General features: G+C 69.2%; 17 protein-coding genes. 7 read left to right on the top strand and 10 right to left on the bottom strand.

The window, feature by feature from the left end; genetic code table 11:
- Positions 1 to 26: 26 nt before the first annotated feature.
- Positions 27 to 467 (bottom strand): CBS domain-containing protein, encoded by a 441-nt coding sequence (locus tag JGR78_RS15535; RefSeq protein WP_182803478.1) that lies wholly within the window; start codon positions 465 to 467, stop codon positions 27 to 29.
- Positions 468 to 523: 56 nt separating this feature from the next.
- A complete protein-coding gene (locus JGR78_RS15530) occupies positions 524 to 1,417 on the bottom strand; it encodes a LysR family transcriptional regulator (protein ID WP_182791004.1) in 894 nt (297 codons plus the stop codon).
- A 96-nt stretch (positions 1,418 to 1,513) separates the two neighbouring features.
- On the opposite strand from JGR78_RS15530, the gene JGR78_RS15525 reads away from it, so the two are divergent.
- The 5 genes from JGR78_RS15525 to JGR78_RS15505 all read left to right on the top strand — a co-directional run bounded on the left by JGR78_RS15525 (position 1,514) and on the right by JGR78_RS15505 (position 6,643).
- On the top strand, positions 1,514 to 3,013 hold the full coding sequence (locus JGR78_RS15525; protein ID WP_182791109.1) for a CoA-acylating methylmalonate-semialdehyde dehydrogenase: 1,500 nt from the start codon (positions 1,514 to 1,516) through the stop codon (positions 3,011 to 3,013).
- A gap of 135 nt (positions 3,014 to 3,148) precedes the next feature.
- Positions 3,149 to 4,294 (top strand): acyl-CoA dehydrogenase family protein, encoded by a 1,146-nt coding sequence (locus JGR78_RS15520; protein ID WP_182803480.1) that lies wholly within the window; start codon positions 3,149 to 3,151, stop codon positions 4,292 to 4,294.
- Positions 4,294 to 5,301: an enoyl-CoA hydratase/isomerase family protein gene (locus JGR78_RS15515; RefSeq protein WP_182791006.1), complete on the top strand. Its 1,008-nt coding sequence runs from the start codon at positions 4,294 to 4,296 to the stop codon at positions 5,299 to 5,301. The genes JGR78_RS15520 and JGR78_RS15515 overlap by 1 nt, the downstream gene beginning before the upstream one ends.
- Positions 5,298 to 6,185 (top strand): 3-hydroxyisobutyrate dehydrogenase, encoded by an 888-nt coding sequence (gene mmsB / locus JGR78_RS15510; RefSeq protein ID WP_182791007.1) that lies wholly within the window; start codon positions 5,298 to 5,300, stop codon positions 6,183 to 6,185. Before JGR78_RS15515 ends, mmsB begins: the two co-directional genes overlap by 4 nt.
- Positions 6,186 to 6,241: 56 nt before the next feature.
- The gene (locus JGR78_RS15505; RefSeq protein WP_182791008.1) at positions 6,242 to 6,643 is read left to right on the top strand and encodes a hypothetical protein; all 402 of its coding nucleotides are present in this window, start codon (positions 6,242 to 6,244) and stop codon (positions 6,641 to 6,643) included.
- A gap of 18 nt (positions 6,644 to 6,661) precedes the next feature.
- Here JGR78_RS15505 and recN read toward each other — a convergent pair whose 3' ends face one another.
- The 8 genes from recN to murB all read right to left on the bottom strand — a co-directional run bounded on the left by recN (position 6,662) and on the right by murB (position 16,720).
- Positions 6,662 to 8,335, bottom strand: coding sequence for a DNA repair protein RecN (gene recN, locus JGR78_RS15500; protein ID WP_182803482.1), 1,674 nt, complete (start codon positions 8,333 to 8,335; stop codon positions 6,662 to 6,664).
- Positions 8,336 to 8,363: 28 nt separating this feature from the next.
- On the bottom strand, positions 8,364 to 9,209 hold the full coding sequence (locus JGR78_RS15495) for an outer membrane protein assembly factor BamD (protein ID WP_182791010.1): 846 nt from the start codon (positions 9,207 to 9,209) through the stop codon (positions 8,364 to 8,366).
- A gap of 167 nt (positions 9,210 to 9,376) precedes the next feature.
- Positions 9,377 to 10,315 carry a UDP-3-O-acyl-N-acetylglucosamine deacetylase gene (lpxC, locus tag JGR78_RS15490; RefSeq protein ID WP_182791011.1) on the bottom strand — a complete coding sequence of 313 codons (939 nt, stop codon included), beginning with the start codon at positions 10,313 to 10,315 and terminating at the stop codon, positions 9,377 to 9,379.
- A gap of 231 nt (positions 10,316 to 10,546) precedes the next feature.
- A complete protein-coding gene (gene ftsZ, locus JGR78_RS15485) occupies positions 10,547 to 12,142 on the bottom strand; it encodes a cell division protein FtsZ (protein WP_182791012.1) in 1,596 nt (531 codons plus the stop codon).
- Positions 12,143 to 12,339: 197 nt separating this feature from the next.
- The gene (gene ftsA / locus JGR78_RS15480) at positions 12,340 to 13,677 is read right to left on the bottom strand and encodes a cell division protein FtsA (protein ID WP_182803484.1); all 1,338 of its coding nucleotides are present in this window, start codon (positions 13,675 to 13,677) and stop codon (positions 12,340 to 12,342) included.
- A gap of 25 nt (positions 13,678 to 13,702) precedes the next feature.
- Complete coding sequence (locus JGR78_RS15475) at positions 13,703 to 14,722, bottom strand: cell division protein FtsQ/DivIB (protein WP_234450783.1); 1,020 nt, start codon at positions 14,720 to 14,722, stop codon at positions 13,703 to 13,705.
- Positions 14,710 to 15,597, bottom strand: coding sequence for a D-alanine--D-alanine ligase (locus JGR78_RS15470; RefSeq protein WP_234450968.1), 888 nt, complete (start codon positions 15,595 to 15,597; stop codon positions 14,710 to 14,712). The genes JGR78_RS15475 and JGR78_RS15470 overlap by 13 nt, the downstream gene beginning before the upstream one ends.
- Positions 15,598 to 15,796: 199 nt before the next feature.
- Positions 15,797 to 16,720 carry a UDP-N-acetylmuramate dehydrogenase gene (gene murB / locus JGR78_RS15465; protein WP_182803486.1) on the bottom strand — a complete coding sequence of 308 codons (924 nt, stop codon included), beginning with the start codon at positions 16,718 to 16,720 and terminating at the stop codon, positions 15,797 to 15,799.
- A 123-nt stretch (positions 16,721 to 16,843) separates the two neighbouring features.
- Between murB and choX the strand changes: the two genes are divergently transcribed.
- Positions 16,844 to 17,788 carry a choline ABC transporter substrate-binding protein gene (gene choX, locus JGR78_RS15460; protein WP_182791016.1) on the top strand — a complete coding sequence of 315 codons (945 nt, stop codon included), beginning with the start codon at positions 16,844 to 16,846 and terminating at the stop codon, positions 17,786 to 17,788.
- Entirely contained in the window at positions 17,785 to 19,287 is a 1,503-nt protein-coding gene (gene betC, locus JGR78_RS15455) for a choline-sulfatase (protein WP_182791017.1), read from the top strand. Before choX ends, betC begins: the two co-directional genes overlap by 4 nt.
- Positions 19,288 to 19,322: the final 35 nt, after the last annotated feature.

The following is a 19,322-nucleotide window of genomic DNA, read 5'->3' as shown; positions in this document are numbered from 1 at the left end:
GGCGCTTTGCAAGCGGCAAGGGGGCTTCAGTTGCCCATGATCATGCCGGTCAGCGCCTCTTTCTCGGCATTCAGTTCCTTGAGCCGGCCGAAGACCACGTCACCGATGGACACCACGCCCAGCATCTCGCCCTTGTCGTCCAGTACCGGCAGATGGCGGAAGCGTCCCTTGGTCATCCGGTCCAGCAGTTCCAGCGCGTCATCGCCGCAGACGCAGGTCATGACCTTGCTGGTCATCAGCTCGCTGGCCTTGCGGTCCAGCACATCGGGGCCGGAACGGCCGAGTTCGCGCACGATGTCGCGTTCCGACAGGATGCCTTCGGCCTTGCGCCCGTCCGAGGACACGACCACCGCGCCGATGCGGCGTTCGGACAGAAGCCGCGCGGCCTCGCCTACGGTCGAATCGGGACGGACCGTCACGATTTCCTCCGGGCCGGCTTTCATGGCGAGGATCTGCTTGACGATCATGGCGGGCACCTTCGCATTCGTTTCACCACCCAGCGTTGCCGCGCAGGATCGTTTCGTCAACCCTGCGCTTGGACGGAAGCCTCAAGCCGCGCGATCTCGCGCCTGAGGCCGTTGGCCACTGCCTCGGCCAGCCGGTTCAGCCGGTCGGACCGGCGGTCGTCGGCCGGGCGCAGCAGCCAGAAGGACCGGGTCAGCGAAATCTCGTCGGCCAGCAGCCGCCGCACGCCGGGCGCGAAGGGGATGGCGAAGTCGTGGACGATCCCCAAGCCTGCCCCCACCCGGATCGCCTGCAACTGCACGCTGACCGAGTTCGAGGACAGCGCCGCGTGATCCGCCCCCGTTTCCGACAAGTAGTCCAGTTCGCGGTCGAAGATCATCTCGGGGATATAGCCGATCATCCGGTGGCCTTTCAGATCGGCACGGCCTTGGATCGGCGGGTGGCGGTCGAGGTAGTCGGCGTGCCCTGCCAAGTGCAGTTGGTAATCGGCGATCTTCTGGATCGCCGCCCGGCCCGTCTGCGGGCGGCTGACGGCGATGGCCATGTCGGCCTCGCGCCGGGAAAGGTTGAAGACGCGCGGCAGGGCGACGATCTGGACCTCCAGCCCCGGATGCTCGGCCATCAGCCGCGCGGCAAGCTGCGGCAGCAGGTAGTTGGCGCAGCCGTCCGGGGCGCCGATGCGAAGCTGGCCGCCAAGGGTTCGCGTGAAGGATTCGGCCGCCGCCTGCGCCGCGGCCTCGGCGGCCTCGGCATGGGGGACCAGCGCCGCGCCTTCCGTCGTCACCGCATAGCCCTGCGGGGTCTTGGCGAAAAGGACGCGGCCCAGCGCGGTTTCCAGCCGGGCGATGCGGCGGCCCACGGTCGAGGCGTCCATCCCCAGCCGCCGCCCGGCGCGGGAGAGCGACTCCTCGCGCGCGACGGCAAGGAAGATGCGCAGGTCGTCCCAGTCCATCCCTGCAATCCTGCAAAACCGTTTGGCCGGATCGTCGCTTTACGCAGGCGTTTGTGCAAGGCTATGGTTCGCCCGAAAATCAGGGGAGAGCCTATGATGCGTTCCGTTCATCACTGGATCGACGGCAAGGAAGCGCCCGGCACGTCCGGCCGCACCGCCGATGTCTTCAACCCGGCCACCGGCGAGGTGCAGGCCAAGGTCGATCTCGCCAGCAAGGCCGAGATGGACGAGGCCATCGCCCGCGCGGCCGAGGCGCAGGTGAAATGGGGCGCCACCAACCCCCAGCGCCGCGCCCGCGTCATGATGGAGATGGTGCGGCTGCTGAACCGCGACATGGACAAGATGGCCGAGATGCTGTCATCCGAGCATGGCAAGACCTTTCCCGACGCCAAGGGCGACATCCAGCGCGGCCTTGAAGTGATCGAGTTCTCGGTCGGCGCGCCGCACCAGTTGAAGGGCGAGTTCATCGACGGCGCCGGCCCCGGAATCGACATGTATTCGATGCGCCAACCGCTTGGGGTCGTGGCCGCGATCACGCCCTTCAACTTCCCGGCGATGATCCCGCTGTGGAAGCTGGGCCCGGCGCTGGCGTCCGGCAACGCGGTGATCCTGAAGCCGTCCGAGCGTGACCCCACCGTGCCGAACATGATCGCGGCGTTGTTCAAGGAAGCGGGGCTGCCGGATGGCGTGCTGCAGGTCGTCCACGGCGACAAGGACGCGGTGGACGCGATTCTGGACAGCGAGATCATCCAGGCGGTGGGCTTCGTGGGTTCCACCCCCATCGCGCAGTATATCTATGAGCGCGCGGCCCAGACCGGCAAGCGGGCGCAGTGTTTCGGCGGCGCCAAGAACCACATGATCATCATGCCCGACGCCGACATGGACCAGGCGGCGGATGCTCTGGTCGGCGCGGGCTATGGGGCTGCGGGCGAACGCTGCATGGCGATTTCCGTGGCCGTGCCGGTGGGCGAGGAGACCGCCGACCGCCTGATCGAGAAGCTGGTGCCCCGGATCGAAAAGCTGAAGGTCGGTCCCTGGACCGCCGGGAACGATGTGGATTACGGCCCCGTCGTGACGAAGGCCGCCAAGGAGAACATCCTGCGGCTGGTGGAAACCGGGATTCAGCAAGGCGCGGAACTTGTCGTGGATGGCCGCGACTTCAGCCTGCAGGGCTATGAGGACGGCTTCTTCGTCGGCCCGCATCTGTTCGACCGGGTGACGCCCGACATGGACATCTACCGGAAGGAAATCTTCGGGCCGGTGCTGTCTACCGTCCGCGCCGCGTCCTACGAGGAGGCGCTGGGGCTGGCGATGGACCACGAATACGGCAACGGCACCGCGATCTTCACCCGCGACGGGGACGCGGCGCGCGACTTCGCCAGCCGGGTGAACGTGGGCATGATCGGGATCAACGTGCCGATCCCGGTGCCGCTGGCCTATTTCACCTTCGGCGGCTGGAAGAAATCGGGCTTCGGCGACCTGAACCAGCACGGGCCGGACGCCTTCCGCTTCTATACCCGCACCAAGACGGTGACCTCGCGCTGGCCCTCGGGGATCAAGGAAGGGGCGGCCTTCAACTTCAAGGCGATGGACTGACGGAGGCGCGGGACCGGGGCGCTGCCCCGGACCCCGGGGATATTTCCACGAAGAAGATGGACCGGAGCGTCGTGGCTTGCGCGGGATGCGCAAACCCCGATGTACTGGCCGCAAGAGGATGCAAGGGGAGGTCGCATGGATTTCGCACTGACCGAGGAACAGCAGGCCATCTTCGACATGGCGCGCGATTTCGGGGCCGAGCACATCGCGCCCCATTCGCGCGAATGGGAGGCAGCGGGGACCATCCCCAAGGACCTGTGGCCGCGCATCGCCGAACTGGGCTTCGGCGGGCTTTACGTATCCGAGGAATATGGCGGCTCGGGGCTGACGCGGCTGGACGCCACGCTGGTCTTCGAGGCGCTGGCGATGGCCGATCCGGCGGTGGGATCGTTCCTGTCGATCCACAACATGTGCGGGGGAATGATCGACAAGTTCGGCAAGCCCGAGGACAAGGAGCGCTGGCTGCCCGACCTCTGCAGCATGCGGAAGGTGTTTTCCTACTGCCTGACCGAACCCGGCAGCGGCTCGGACGCGGCGGCGCTGCGGACGCGGGCCGAGCGGACGAACGAGGGCTGGAAGCTGAACGGGACCAAGGCCTTCATCTCGGGCGGCGGCTATTCGGATGCTTACGTCTGCATGGTTCGGACCGGCGAAGACGGGCCGAAGGGCATCTCGACCGTGGTGGTCGAGGACGGCGCGCCGGGCCTGTCCTTCGGCGCGCTGGAACAGAAGATGGGCTGGCAGGCGCAGCCGACGACCGCGGTGCAGTTCGACGACTGCGCGATCCCGGCCGAGAACCTGCTGGGCGAGGAAGGGCGCGGCTTCGCCTACGCCATGGCCGGCCTCGACGGCGGCCGCCTGAACATCGCGGCGGGCGCCTTGGGCGGAGCGCAGGCGGCGCTGGACCGGACGCTGGTCTACATGGGCGAGCGGAAGGCCTTCGGCAAAAGCCTCGACCAGTTCCAGGCGCTGCAGTTCCGGCTGGCCGAGATGGAGGTCGCGCTGCAATCCGCCCGCACCTTCCTGCGGCAGGCGGCGTGGAAGCTGGACAACAAGGCCCCGGACGCGACCAAGTTCTGCGCCATGGCCAAGATGTATGTCACCGACCGCGCCTTCGAGGTGGCGAACGGCTGCCTGCAACTGCATGGTGGCTATGGCTACCTGGCCGACTATGGTGTGGAAAAGATCGTGCGCGACCTGCGGGTGCACCAGATCCTGGAAGGCACCAACGAGATCATGCGGCTGATCGTCAGCCGCGCCATGCTGGCCGAGAGGGGCTGATGGACGACCTGAACATCCGCCGCGACCATCACGCGGGCCGCATTACCCTGAACCGCCCCAAGGCGCTGAACGCGCTGAGCCACGAGATGGCGAACGCGATCAAGGCGGCGCTTGACGGCTGGCGCGACGATCCGGCCGTGAGGCTGGTCATCATCGACGCCGAAGGCGATCGCGCCTTCTGCGCGGGAGGCGACATCGCGGCGGTCTATCACGGCGGCCGGGCGGGCGACCACGGGATCGGGCAGCAGTTCTTCGCGGACGAATACCGCATGAACGCGACGATCAGGGATTTTCCCAAGCCTATCACCGCCTTCATGCAGGGCTTTGTCATGGGCGGCGGCGTGGGGATCGGCGGCCATGCCTCACATCGGGTCGTGGGCGACACGACGCAGGTGGCGATGCCGGAATCGGGCATCGGGCTGATCCCGGACGTGGGCGGGACATGGCTTCTGGCCCGCGCACCGGGACGGATCGGGGAATATCTGGGGCTGACCGGCGCCCGGATGGGCGCGGGCGACGCCATCCACGCGGGGTTTGCCGACATCTATCTGCCCGAGGCCGAGTGGGCGGCGGTGAAGGAGCAGTTGGCCGAAACCGGCGACATCTCGGTCCTGAAACGGGGGACCCTGCCCCCGGCGGCACTGGAAAGCCGCGACCTGTCGGCCTTTGGAGGCCGCACGGTCGAGGACATCATCGGCGCGCTGGAACATGCGGGCGACGCCGAGGCGCTGAAGGTGATGCGCCGCAACTCGCCCCTGTCGATGGCGGCGACGCTGGCGATGGTCAGGGCGGCGCGCGGCGACCGGCGGATGCAGGAATCGCTTTCGCGCGAATACCGCTTCACCCACCGGGCGACGGCGGAAAGCGACTTCCTGGAAGGCGTGCGGGCGCAGATCATCGACAAGGACCGCAACCCGGCATGGAAGGCGGCGGCCGACCCGGCGATGGTGGACGCGATGCTGGCCGATCTCGGCCCGAACGAGTTGACGTGGGAGGAACAGGCATGAAGGTCGCCTTTATCGGCCTTGGCAACATGGGCGGCCCGATGGCCCGCAATCTCGCGCAGGCGGGGCACGAAGTCACGGGCTTCGACGTGGCGGCGCCGGATGTCGAGGGCCTGATCCCGGCGCTGAGCGCGTCCGAGGCCGCACGGGGGGCCGAGGTGGTCATCACCATGCTGCCGAATGGCGAGATCCTGCGCAGCGTCGCCGGGCAGGTGATCCCGGTGATGCAGGCGGGCGCGGTGTTGTGCGACTGCTCGACCGTGGACGTGGACAGCGCCCGGGCGGTGGCGGACCAAGCGCGGGCCGCGGGGCTGGGGACGCTGGACGCGCCAGTCTCGGGCGGCGTCGGCGGGGCGGCGGCGGGGACGCTGACCTTCATGGTCGGGGGCTTGGCCGGGGATTTCGCCACGGTGAAGCCGCTGTTCGACATCATGGGCCAGAAGGCCGTCCATTGCGGCGATTCGGGCGCGGGACAGGCCGCCAAGATCTGCAACAACATGATCCTGGGCGTGACCATGATCGCCACCTGCGAGGCTTTCGCTCTGGCCGACAAGCTGGGGCTGGACCGGGCGCGGATGTTTGACGTGGTGTCCACGTCCTCGGGCTACAGCTGGTCGATGAATGCCTATTGCCCGGCGCCGGGGGTGGGGCCGGTCTCGCCCGCCGATAACGGCTACAAACCCGGATTTGCGGCCGAACTGATGCTGAAGGACCTGCGGCTGTCGCAGCAGGCCGCCGAAAGCGCGGATGCGGATACGCCGATGGGTGAGATGGCGATGCGGCTTTACACCGAGTTCGTCGAGCGCGAGGACGGCCGGGGCCTCGACTTCTCGGCCATGCTGCCACGCTTTGCCGCCCGCGCCCGTGGGGGCCAGCCGGGGGACTGAGGCGAAACCTGCCTGCCGGTGGCGCGTTGGTTCAGCCACAGCAGAAAGGACGCAGGATGAAACTTTCCGGTTTCCTTGCGGGTGCCGCCCTGGCCCTGTCGCTTGCGCCCGCCGCGCTGACGGATCAGGCGGGCCGGGATAACCCGCCCGGTCCTGCCCCTGCGGAAAGGGACGGACGGGTGGTCGTCGCGCAGCAAAACCCGCCCGGCTGTCCACCGGGGCAGGCAAGGGATGACGGGGGGTGCCTTCTGCCCGGACAGGCGGCACATGGTCCGCTGGTCGGCCGGGTCGTCGATTGGAATGACGTGCATGTTGTCAGGAAGCCGGGGCTTTACGGCCTTGCCGACCCGCCCGAGGGGCAGCATTACGCCATCATCGACGGCAGGCTGGTGCGGATCGAGGCACGCTCGGCCAAGGTGCTGTCGGTGATCCGGGGCGTCGAGGCGATCCTCGACTGACCGCGGCGGCCTGAGGGTTCAGGCGGGCGCGGAGGTCAGCAGGGCGATGGCGGCGGCGCGGGCGGCAGGGGTGATCTCTTCGCCGGCGAGCATCCGGGCGATCTCCTCGACCCGCTCGGAGTCGTCCAGCGCCGCCACCCGCGAGGTGGTGACGCCATCCGCCACCGACTTGGCCACCCGGAAATGCTGCTGCCCCAAGGCCGCGACTTGCGGCGAATGGGTGACGACCAGCACCTGCGCGCCCTCTGCCAGCCGCGCGAGGCGGCGGCCGACGGCATCGGCGGTGGCGCCCCCGACCCCGCGGTCGATTTCATCGAAGATCATCACCAGCGGCTCGCCGCCACGGGCAAGGCAGACCTTGAGCGCCAGCAGGAAGCGCGAAAGCTCGCCGCCCGAGGCGATGCGGTCCAGCGGACCGGCAGGGGCACCGGGGTTGGTGGCGACGGTGAAGGCCCCGCTGTCGCGGCCGTCGGGACCGGGCTCGCCTGCGGTCACGCGGGTCTCGAAGACGGCGCGTTCCATCTTCAGGGGCGCAAGCTCGGCGGCCATGGCGGTATCGAGCCGCCCTGCCGCCGCGCGCCTGTCGGCGCTGACCTTCTTCGCCGCCGCGTCATAGGCGGCATCGGCCTCGCGGACGGCCTGCTCAAGCTCGCCCATCCGTGCCTCGCCCGCGTCCAGTGCCTGCAGGCGCGTCGAGAGTTCCGCGGCAAGCGTCGCCAGATCGTCCGGCAGCACGTCATGCTTGCGGGCAAGGGCGCGCAGGGCGAAAAGCCGCTCCTCAGTCGCTTCCAGCGTCCGGGGGTCGAAGTCCATGCGCGCCAGCGCGTCCTCAACCCCTCGGGTGGCGTCGCCCAGTTCGATCGAAGCGCGGGACAGGGCGACCAGCGGTTCGGACAGCCCTTCGTCACTGTCGCCGATCTTGTCGGCGGCGCCTTCCAGCCAGCGGGTCGCCTCGACAATCAGCCCCTCGGCGCCGAGGTCGGCCCCTGCCCCTGCCAGCATCTGCAGCGCGCGGGCGACATCGCCCCGCACCCGCTCGGCGGCCTGCATCTGGCGGCGGGCGACATCGAGCGTGGCCTCCTCGCCCGGTTGCGGGTCGAGCTTTTCCAGTTCGGCCACGGCATGGCGCAGGAAGTCCTCCTCTTTCCGGGCGGCTTCCAGCGCCGCCTCGGCCTCGGCCAGCGCCGTCGCTGCCTGCCGGCGGGCGGTCCATGCGGCGCGGACCTGCGACAGGTCCAGCGCCCCGAAAGCGTCCAAGAGCAGCCGGTGGCCGCGCGGGTTCAGCAGGCCGCGGTCGTCATGCTGCCCATGCAGTTCCACCAGCGCGTCGGACAATGCCCGCAGCACCTCGCCCGAGACGCGGCGGTCGTTGATCCAGCCGGTCTTGCGGCCATCGGCGGCGTTGACGCGGCGCAGGATCAGTTCGTCCTCGACCTCGATGCCTGCGTCCTCAAGCACCGTCCGCGCCGGGTGTTCGGTAGGCAGGTCGAAGACGGCCGTGACCTCGCCCTGCGCCGCACCGGCGCGGACCAGTTCGGCCCGGCCGCGCCAGCCCAGCACGAAGCCGAGGCAGTCCAGCAGGATCGACTTGCCCGCACCCGTTTCTCCGGTCAGCACGTTCAGCCCCGGCGCGAAATCCAGAGACAAGCGGTCGATCAGCAGGATGTCGCGTATGTCCAGCGTCCGTAGCATCCGCCCGTTCCCCGCCGGCCCGCGGCCGTTACAGCCACCGGCCCTGGATCACCTCGCGGTAGACCCGCGTCAGCCAACTGTCGCCCTGCGGCGTGGCCGTCAGCCCCCGCCCCCGCAGTTGGGCATAGGCGTCGGTGTAGAAGGGCGACGAGCGGAAGTTGTGCCCGAGGATCGCCCCCGCCGTCTGCGCCTCGTCGGTCAGGCCGAGCGCAAGATAAGCCTCGACCAGCCGCATCAGCGCCTCGGGCGTGTGGGTGGTGGTCTGAAACTCTTCGACCACGACGCGGAAGCGGTTGATGGCGGCAGTGTGGTGGCCGCGCTTGAGGTAATAGCGGCCGATCTCCATCTCTTTCCCGGCGAGATGGTCGAAGGCGAGATCGAATTTCAGCACCGAGGAGCGGGCGTATTCGCTGTCGGGATATTGCTCGATCACCTCGCGCAGACCCTGCAGGGCCTGGAAGGTCAGGCCCTGGTCGCGGCCGACCTCGTCCACCTGGTCGTAATAGCTGAGCGCGAGCAGATACTTGGCATAGGCCGCGTCCTCGTCGCCCGGATAGTTGTCGATGAAGCGCTGGGCCGCGGCCCGCGCCTCGTCATACTGGCGGGCCTTGTGATGCGAATAGGCCTGCATGATCAGCGCGCGCTTGGACCATTCGGAATAGGGATAAAGCCGCTCGATCTCGCTGAAATAGCGGACGGCGTCCTGGGGACGGTTCTGATTCTCAAGTTCGTATTCGCCGCGCTTGTAGATTTCCTCGGCGGTGAAATTGTCCAGCGGCTCGGACGTCGCGCCAGCGCCGCCGCGCCCGCAAGCCGCCAGCGAAAGAGACAGCGCGACTGCCATGAGCACGAGGCGCGTTTTGCTGAATGCCATGTCCGTCCTGTCTGTCCGTCGTCCTGCGGTCGCGTGCCCCGCACCCGTCAACGCCCGCGTGGCCCGGCTGTCCTAGCACACAACATGGACCCGCGCAAAAGGGCAAGTCGCCCTGTGTTCAGGCAGTTGTGACCGCGGCGCCCGCCCTTTTCAGGCCGCCACACGCGTCAGGCGACAGCGCGGACGCGGGCGACAACCGGCGCGGTGGCCCGCTGGGCGATGACGCCCGCGCCGGGAAGCTGTTCCTCGATCTCGGGGGTGCAGGTGGTCCATTCCCAGGCGTCGTCATTGGCGAACAGCGTCCGCAGCAGGCGGTTCGTCATCGCATGGCCCGCACGGTTGCCGGTGTAGCGCGCCAGCAGCGGCGCGCCTGCCAGCGCGAGGTCGCCCACGGCGTCCAGCATCTTGTGGCGCACGGGTTCGTCCCGGTGACGCAGCCCGCCGGGCGACAGCACCCGGTCGCCGTCCACCACGACGGCGTTGAAATAGGTGCCGCCAAGGGCAAGGCCATTCGCCCTCATCGCCTCGACATCCGCCTGGCGGCAGAAGGTGCGCGAATCCATCAGTTCGCGCAGGAAGGCGCCATTGGCGAGGTCGAGCCGCTTCTGCTGCCGCCCGATGGCCGCGTCGGTGAAGTCGATGGCGAAATCCATCTGCAGGCTGTCGGCGGGCGAGAGCCGGGCAAAGCCCGCGCCCTCATGCACCTCGACCGTCTTGAGGACGCGGATGGCGCGCAGCGGCTCGGGCGAATGGCGCAAACCGGCCTTGAGGATGCCTGCCACGAAAGGCGCGGATGAGCCGTCGAGGATCGGCACTTCCGGCCCGTCGATGTCGATCAGCGCGTTATGGACGCCGGTGCCGACCAGCGCCGCCATGACATGCTCGACGGTCGAGACGGTGACGCCGTCCTCGCCCTGAAGAAGGCTGCAGAGCGGCGAGGGAACGACGTGATCCCAGCGCGCAGGAATCTGCGCGCCGCCCAGATCGGTGCGGCGGAACGTGATGCCGTGCCCGGCGGGGGCCGGGTTGATGGTCAGCCGGGCCGGTTTCCCCGAGTGGAGACCGGCGCCCTTGAAGCGGGCGGGGGTGGCGAGGGTGGCTTGCATCGTCCTGTCCGTCTTGTTGGGGAACGCAACGGTTCCCGTGTCAGGATCGATGTAGGTCCGCGGGGGGAGTCTCTCAATTAACGATTTGTGACGCCTTGTAACATGGACCGCCGCCGCGCGCCGGAACAGGGCATTCCCCGCAAGCAACCGTTCACGAAAGAAAAAAGGCCGCTTGCGCGGCCTTTCGCTGTCATGTCGATCCTTGCCGCCGTCGCGATCGGCGGCAGGCCGTCAGTTCGCCTGACGGCGCAGGAAGGCCGGGATCTCGACGTTGTCCTGGCCTGCGTCCGGCGAGGCGAGATCGTCGAAATCCGCTTCGGCCTTGCGGGCGCGGGCCATGCGGTCGTTCACCCGCTCGGCGATCGTCTCGGGGCGGGGACGCTCGGCCTCGGCGGAGGTGCCGGCGACGCGGTTCAGCATCCGGCCAAGGCCCGACATCCTGCCCTGCGCAGTGGTGGGCTCGGGCGCGGCGGGGCGGCCGGCGCTGCCGTCGCGGTTGAGGGCGCGGTCCAGCCGCTCCTTGACCGCGGCGGAGGGTTCGGCGCGCGGGGATTGCGGCCGCGCGGGCGCGGTGAAGTCGCTGGCCGGGTCGTTCAGCCGCTGGTCCATGCTGCGGGTGTCCGGGCGGATCTGGACGCGCGGCTCGGGCGCGGGCTCGGGGGTCGTCGGGCGGTAGGCGGGTTCCGGCAGCTCCTCGGCGACCGGGGCCGGACGCGCGGCGGGAGCCTCCATGACCGGGCTGCGGCGGGCGGGGGCCGGCGCCTCCTCGGGGACGGCGGGGGCGGCGGCGCGGCCGACGGTCGGGTGCTGGGTCAGCGGCTCTTTCAGCCCGCGGCGGGGGGCGGGGGCCTCCGTCGTGGCGGCGCTGTCGATGCCGGTGGCCACGACCGAGACGCGGACGGCGCCGTCAAGCGACGGATCAAGGGTCGAGCCGACGATGATGTTGGCCTCGGGATCGACCTTCTCGCGGATCTTCTCGGCCGCCTCGTCCATTTCGAACAGGGTCAGGTCGTGGCCGCCGGTGATGTTGATCAGGACGCCCTTGGCGCCATGCAGGCTGATCTCGTCCAGCAGCGGGTTGGCGATGGCCTTTTCGGCGGCTTCCACCGCGCGGTTGTCGCCGGTGGCTTCGCCCGCGCCCATCATGGCCTTGCCCATCTCGTCCATCACCGCGCGCACGTCGGCGAAGTCGAGGTTGATGAGGCCCGGGCGCACCATCAGGTCGGTCACGCCCTTGACGCCCTGATACAGCACGTCGTCGGCCATGGCGAAGGCTTCGGTGAAGGTGGTTTTCTCGTTGGCGATGCGGAACAGGTTCTGGTTGGGGATGATGATGAGGGTGTCCACGACCTTCTGCAGGTTCTCGACGCCCTCGTCGGCCTGCCGCATCCGCTTGCTGCCCTCGAACTGGAAGGGCTTGGTCACGACGCCGACGGTCAGGATGCCCATCTCGCGCGCGGCCTGGGCGATGATCGGGGCCGCGCCGGTGCCGGTGCCGCCGCCCATGCCGCAGGTGATGAAGCACATGTGCGCGCCCATCAGGTGATCGACAATGTCCTCGATCGTTTCCTCGGCGGCCTTGGCCCCGATCGAGGGCTTGGCCCCCGCGCCCAGCCCTTCGGTGACCTTGGGGCCAAGCTGGATGCGGCTTTCCGAACGGCTTTGCGCCAGCGCCTGCGCGTCGGTGTTGGCGACCACGAAGGTCACGCCGTCAAGCTGCTTCTCGATCATGTTGTTGACGGCGTTGCCACCGGCACCGCCGACGCCGAAGACGGTGATGCGCGGGCGCAGTTCCTCGTCGTCACTCATCATCAGGTTGAGATTCATCGCCGCCTGCCCTTCTGTTTGCCTGCCGGAGCGTCGGGCGCCCGGTCGAATCTGCTCTTTTGCCGCGAAGGTATCAGATTGAGCCCTCGCGTCACTTACCAATCGTCCGCCGTCCGCCGATTCGAGGCCCGGCCGGGGCGGGTTTTGGCGGTATGCCGCCGATAGTGCAACCGGGTGCGACAGCCCGCGCCACCCCCCTACCAATTGGCCCGGAACCACCGGATCGCCCGGCCGATCCCCGCGACCCCGGCCCGTTCGGCGGGCATCTCGAAGTCCCACCATTCGTCCTGCGGATTGGCCGCGTGCAGGGCCAGCCCCACGGTCGCGGCATGGCAGGCGGCGGTGTGCTGCTGCGCCAGCCCCTGTATCCGCAAGGGCCGCCCGATCCGCACGTTGTAGCCGAGAATTCGCGTGGCCAGCGTGTCGAGGCCGGGGATCTGGCTGCCGCCGCCGGTCAGCACCACCTGGCGGGCGGGCATCTGGTCGAAGCCCGCCGCGTCCAGGATCTCGCGCACGCCGTCGAAGATTTCCTCGACCCGCGGGCGCATGATGCCGATGAGGTCGGCGCGGCTGACATGCCGGCGCTCGCCCCCTTGGTCGTCGGGATTCCCGTCGGTGACGGGGATCATCTCGCGGTCGTCGCGGCCGGTCGCCTCAAGGCCGCCGTGGCGGGTCTTGAGCCATTCGGCCACCGTTATCGGCACCCGCAATCCCTGGCTGATATCGCGGGTGACCAGCTCGCCCCCCATCGGTACGGCATCGGCAAAGAGCATGTGCTTCTTGAGGAAAAGCGACACGCCGGTGACGCCGCCGCCCATGTCGATGCAGGCCGCGCCCAGTTCCTGTTCGTCCTCGACCAGCGCCGCGCGCCCGGCCGCATAGGCGGCCGAGCCGAGGCCCGCGAGTTCCAGGTCGCAGCGCCGCATGCAGTGGATCAGGTTCGACACGGTCGTGCTGTCGATGGTCAGGACGTGCATGTCCACCGCCAGCCGGTTGCCCACGATATCGCGCGGGTCCGAAAGCCCCGAGCGCGCATCGACCGCGAAGTTCACCGGCTGGGCGTGCAGCACGTCGCGGTTGCGGCCGAAATCGGGGACCTCGCAGGCGGCCAGGACCGCGCCGATGTCGGCCTCGGCCACCTTGCCCGAACGCAGCGGGACCTCTCCGGCCAGGCCATAGGAGGCCGGGCGGCCGCCCGAGATGGTGGCGATGACGTGATCGACGCGAAGCCCGGCCTGGTTCTGCGCCCCCTGGATCGCGTGGCGGACGCATCGCTCGGTTTCGGCCATGGCCTCGATCTCGCCATAGCGGACGCCGCGGGACTGGGTGGTGAACTGGCCGATCACCCGGAACGAGGATTGCCCGGCCATCGGTCCGACCCCGTCGGCCCCGCGGAACTGGCCGGGGCCGTCGAACTCCAGGATGATGCAGGTGACTTTCGAGGTGCCGATGTCCAGCAGCGCCAGCACGCCCCGCGCCATCGCCGCGCGGCGCGCCTGCCGCATCGCCCGCTGAGCCTCGTAAAGATCCCGCATCCCCGTCGTCCCCCTGTCCCTGTCGTCAGCCGCGCGACGCGCTTGCGGTCTTGGCGCCGGTCTTCGCCCCGTCCTCGGGGTCGATCTCGTTGCCCTGGGCGTCCAGTTCCGGCAGCCCGGCGGCGCGGCGCAGCGTGTTCTGCGCCGTCAGCCCCATCCGCAGCACGGGGCGCGCGGGGTCGCGCATGTCCACCGCCACCACGTCGCGGGCCAGCAGCCCGTCCTCGCGGTCGATGGCGAGAACCCTTTTCAGCGCCGGCAGCGGCCGGTCGGTCGGCAGCATGATCCGCTGGCCGCCGTCCAGCACCACGTCCCAGCGCCGCTCGCCCATGCGTTCCAGGCCCCGCAGGCGCGGCAGGATCGGGCCGATGGCGTTGATCAGCGCCAAGGCCTCGGCGGCGTGACGGCCCGCGCCCTCGCCCGCGATCATCGGCAGGTCGGTCCGCACGTCGCGCGAGGTGACGGAGGCCACGCGATGGCCGCCCGCGTCCAGCAGGTCCAGCCCCCGCGCATGGCGCCACAGGATCGCGGGCGTCCGCTCGGTCACGACGGCGGACAACAGCCCGCCGGGCTGGATCCGCAGTTCCATCTTCTCGATCGCGTCCAGCCGCTCGGCCGCGGCCCGCAGTTCGGGCAGGTCGATGTCGAAGCTGGATGCGGGCAGCGTCACCGGCAGCATGGCCCGCAGCGCCTTGTCCACGGCAGGAGATGCGCCCTCGATCTGCATTCCGTGGACCATGAAGGCTTCCTGCGACTGGATACGGTCCACCATCGCCGTCATCGTGCCCGTCAGGTTCGCGCGGCGGGTGTCGTCGGCCAGCCACGCCCCGGCAAAGGCGCAGATCACGAGGATCGGGATGCCCACGCGGAACAGCCGTCGGTAAAGCGGCGTCAGCCACAGCCGGTTCAGCCGGTAGGCCAGCCGCGAAGGCCCCGGTTCCCGCCGCGGGGTGGTTGCGGGCTGCGGCCGCGCGCCCGCCCGGCGCATGGGCGCAGGCAGGCGCGCGGACTGGAAGGTCCGGGTGAGATGCTTCAGTCCCGACACAGCGCGTCCTCCACGATCCAGCGGCACAGCGCGGGGAAATCGATGCCCGCAAGGGCCGCCTGCTCGGGGGCGAGCGAGGTCGGCGTCATCCCTGGCTGGGTGTTGGTTTCAAGGATCACCAGCCCGTCCAGGCCGCGGCTGTCGTCCCAGCGGAAATCGGTGCGCGACAGGCCCTGGCAACCCAGCGCGTCATGCGCCCGCAGCGCGTAATCCAGACAGGCGCGGGTGATCTGATCGGGGATCTCGGCCGGGACCACGTGGCGCGATCCGCCGGCCGAATACTTGGCCTCGTAGTCATACCAGCCGTCGGTGACGATCTCGGTCACGCCCAGCGCGCGGTCGCCCAGCACCGTCGCGGTCAGTTCACGGCCCGGCGCATAGGCCTCGACCATGACCTCGTCGGGCATATCGTCAGACAGTGGCGGGGCATTGTCGCCCTCGCGGACGATATAGACGCCGACCGAGGACCCCTCGTCATTCGGCTTCACGACATAGGGCGGCGGCAGCAGATGCTCGGCCCGCGCGTCCTCGCGGCTGGCCAGCACGCTTTCGACGACCGGCAGCCCGGCCTCGCGGAAGACCTGCTTGGCGCGGGTCTTGTCCATCGCCAGCGCCGAGGCCAGCACGCCCGAATGGGTATAGCGGTAGCCCAGCCATTCCAGCAGGCCCTGCACGCGCCCGTCCTCGCCCATCCGGCCATGCAGCGCATTGAAGACCACATCGGGACAGGCTTCCGCCAGCCGCAGGGGCAGGCTCGCGCCGTCATCCGGGCCGAGCGCGATCTCGACCACCTCATACCCCGCCACCCGCAGCGCATCCGCGCATCCGCGCCCCGAGGACAACGACACCTCTCGTTCCGCCGAGGGGCCGCCCATCAGGACCGCTACGGTGTGGGCTGTCCTGCTCGACCTGCCCGCCACATCTGCCTTTCGCCCCGTAAGCCGGGGACTGATTCGGGGATCTTCGCCCCCGGTTTCGCCGCGCCTTGGACGGCGCTGTTCGATGCGGTGATGATAGTCACAAAGCCGTGGCCGGGGGAAGGGGGTTCGCGCGGCGAACACACGCTCTGCGCGATCAGCGCTCGCCGACCCGCACGACCTCCCATGCAAGGTCGTGGCCGCTGGCCGCGCGGACGCGGGCGCGGACAAGCTCTCCCAAGTCCTCGAGATCGGCTGCCGTGGCCCCGCCGGTGTTGAGCAGGAAGTTCGGGTGCTTCTCGCTCATCTGCGCCCCGCCAAGGCGGTGGCCGCGCAGGCCGGCGTCCTCGATCAGCTTCCAGGCCTTGAGATCGTGGCTGTCGTCCGCCCGCCCCGTGGAACTGTAGCCCGCCGGGTTGCGGAAGGTCGAGCCGGCGGTGCGGTCCTTCGTGGGCTGGGAAGCGTCGCGTTTCGCAAGCTGCGCCTCCATCTTCGCGGCCAGCGCCTGCGGGTCGCCGGCCTCGGCGCGGAAACTGGCGCGGGTCAGCACCCAGCCTTCGGGCAGCGCCGACGAGCGATAGGCGAAGCGCAGGTCGTCGGAGGTCAGCACCTGCAGATCACCCTGCCGCGTCACCGCCTCGGCCTGCACCAGATGGTCGGCCACATAGGAACCGTAGCAGCCCGCGTTCATGCGGATCGCGCCCCCGATGGTGCCGGGGATGGTGCGCAGGAAGGTCAGGTCCAGCCCCGCCTCGGCCGCGCGGCGGGCCACATGCATGTCCAGCGCGGCGGCGCCGGCATGGACAAGCCCGTTCTCGACCTCGACGCCGTTGAAGCCACGGCCCAGCCGGATCACCACGCCGCGGATGCCGCCGTCGCGCACGATCAGGTTCGAGCCGACGCCCATCGGGAAGACCGGCACCTCGGGCAGCAGGTTCCGCAGGAACAGGGCCAGGTCGTCTCGGTCGGCAGGCTGGAACAGCCAGTCGGCCGGGCCGCCCACGCGCAGCCAGGTCAGCTCGGCCAAGGATCGGTCCTGCGTCAGCGTGCCCCGGATGGGCGGAGGGTTGGTCATCGGCATACTCCTTTCGGCGGCCCCCGCCTAGGGCAGCCGCCCCCGTCGGGCAAGTCGGTTGCAATGCCCCGGCGCCCGCGCCACCATCCTGCGACACCGACGCCCCTGCGCCCCAAGACCGGAGACCCGATGCCCCTGCCCGCCCGTTCCGCCGCCCTGACCGCCGCCCTGGCGCTTGGCCTTGCCGCCCCGGCGCTGGCCGAGGATGCGTCCTGCGAAACCGTCCGGCTGTCCGACCCCGGCTGGACCGACATCACCGCGACGAACGGCGTGGCCCATGTGCTGCTGGAGGCGCTGGGCTACGAGCCCGACGTGCGCTCGCTGTCGGTGCCGATCGGCTACGAGGCGCTGAAGACGGCACAGATCGACGCCTTCCTCGGCAACTGGATGCCGGCGCAGCAGGCTTTCCGGGCCGATCTGGACGCTTCGGGGCAGGTGCAGGAATTGGCCGTGAACCTCGAGGGCGCCAGGTTCACGCTGGGCGTCAACGCGGCAGGCAGCGCGCTGGGGATCACGGATTTCGCCGATCTCGACGCGCACCGCGACGCCTTCGAAGGCCGCATCTACGGCATCGAGCCGGGGGCGCCCGCGAACCTGTCGGTCGCAGGCATGATCCAGGCGGACAAATTCGGCCTGGGCGACTGGGAACTGGTGGAATCGAGCGAGCAGGCGATGCTGGCGCAGGTCGCGCGCAATGACAGCCAGCGAACGCCCACGGTCTTCCTCGCCTGGGCGCCGCATCCGATGAACGTGGCGCATGAGATCACCTGGCTGACCGGGGGCGACGCGGAGTTCGGCCCAGACTTTGGCGGCGCCAGCGTCCACACGCTCGCCCGCAAGGAGTGGGTCGCCCAGTGCCCCAACGCCGCGAAGCTGCTGACGCAACTGACCTTCGACGTGGACATGGAAAACGCGCTGATGGCGCTGATCCTTGACGGCGCCATGACCGGGCCGCAGGCGGCAGAGGCCTACCTTGCCGACAAGCCCGACCTGATCGAGCGCTGGATGGCGGGCGTCACCACGCTGGAAGGCGGCGACGGCACTGCCGCCGTGAAGGAAGCCGTGCTGAAGTGAGCCGTCCGAACATCCTGATCCTGATGGCGGACCAGCTTTCGGGCACATGGTTCCCCGACGGCCCCGCGCCTTTCCTGCACGCGCCGAACCTGCGGGCGCTGGCGGAACGTTCGACCCGCTTCGCCAATGCCTACACGGCCTCGCCCCTTTGTGCCCCGGCGCGGGCGGCCTTCATGTCGGGGGAGTTGCCGCGCCGCACGCGGGTTTATGACAACGCGGCCGAGTTCGCCTCCGACATCCCGACCTATGCCCATCACCTGCGCCGCGCGGGCTGGCACACCTGCCTGTCGGGCAAGATGCATTTCGTCGGCCCCGACCAGATGCACGGCTTCGAGGAGCGGCTGACCACCGACATCTATCCCGCCGATTTCGGCTGGACCCCGGATTACCGTCGCCCCGGCGAGCGTATCGACTGGTGGTATCACAACATGGGCTCGATCACCGGCGCGGGCGTGGCCGAGATCACCAACCAGTATGAATATGACGACGAGGTCGCCTATAATACCTGCCGCAAGCTTTACGACCTGTCGCGCGGCGGCAATCCGCGCCCGTGGTGCCTGACGGTCAGCTTCACCCATCCGCACGACCCCTTCGTCGCCCGCCGCCGCTACTGGGATCTCTACGAAGGCGCACCGGAACTCGAGCCGCCCGCGCCGATTTCTTATGAAGCGCAGGACCCCCATTCGCGGCGCATCCTCGACGCCTGCGACTGGCGGAAATATGACATCACCCCGGAACAGGTCCGCCGCGCGCGGCAGGGCTATTTCGCCAACATCAGCTATATCGACGACAAGATCGGCGAGATCCTGGGCGTGCTGCGCGACACCCGGCAGGAGGCGATCATCGTCGTCCTGTCCGACCACGGCGAGATGCTGGGTGAGCGCGGGTTGTGGTTCAAGATGAACCTCTTCGAACCCTCGGCCCGCGTGCCCCTGATGATCGCGGCACCCGGGATGCCTGCGGGCCGCGTGGACACACCCGTCTCCACCATCGACGTGCTGCCGACGCTGGGGGAACTCGCCGGCATCTCGCTGGACAAGATCGCCCCTTGGACGGACGGGCAGTCGCTGGTTGCGGTCGCCTCGGGCGCGGCGGCCCAGCCCGTGCTGATGGAATATGCGGCGGAAGCCTCGGTTTCCCCCATCGTCGGCATCCGCGAGGGCCGGTGGAAATACACCCGCTGCCTTGCCGATCCCGAGCAGCTTTTCAATCTGGATGCGGACCCGGACGAGCGGGCGAACCTTGCGGCCGATCCTGCCCATGCCGGAACGCTGGCGCGCCTGCGCGCGCGGGCCGAGGCGCAGTGGGACCTTGCCGCCTATGACGCCGAGGTGCGCCAGTCCCAGGCCCGCCGCTTGATTGTCTACGAGGCGCTGCGGAACGGCGCCTATTTTCCCTGGGACTACCAGCCGCTCATGGACGCATCCGAGCGCTACATGAGGAACCACATGAACCTGGACATCCTTGAAGAAAGCAAACGCTTCCCGCGCGGGGAGTAGGACTTTAGGCGGCCCTGAACATTCTCGGGGCCGTC

The organism is Paracoccus sp. MC1862 (assembly GCF_016617715.1).
In the GTDB taxonomy this organism is placed as follows: domain Bacteria; phylum Pseudomonadota; class Alphaproteobacteria; order Rhodobacterales; family Rhodobacteraceae; genus Paracoccus.
Note: the sequence above shows the minus strand (reverse complement) of the source record. Positions and strands in the feature narration are given on the sequence as shown.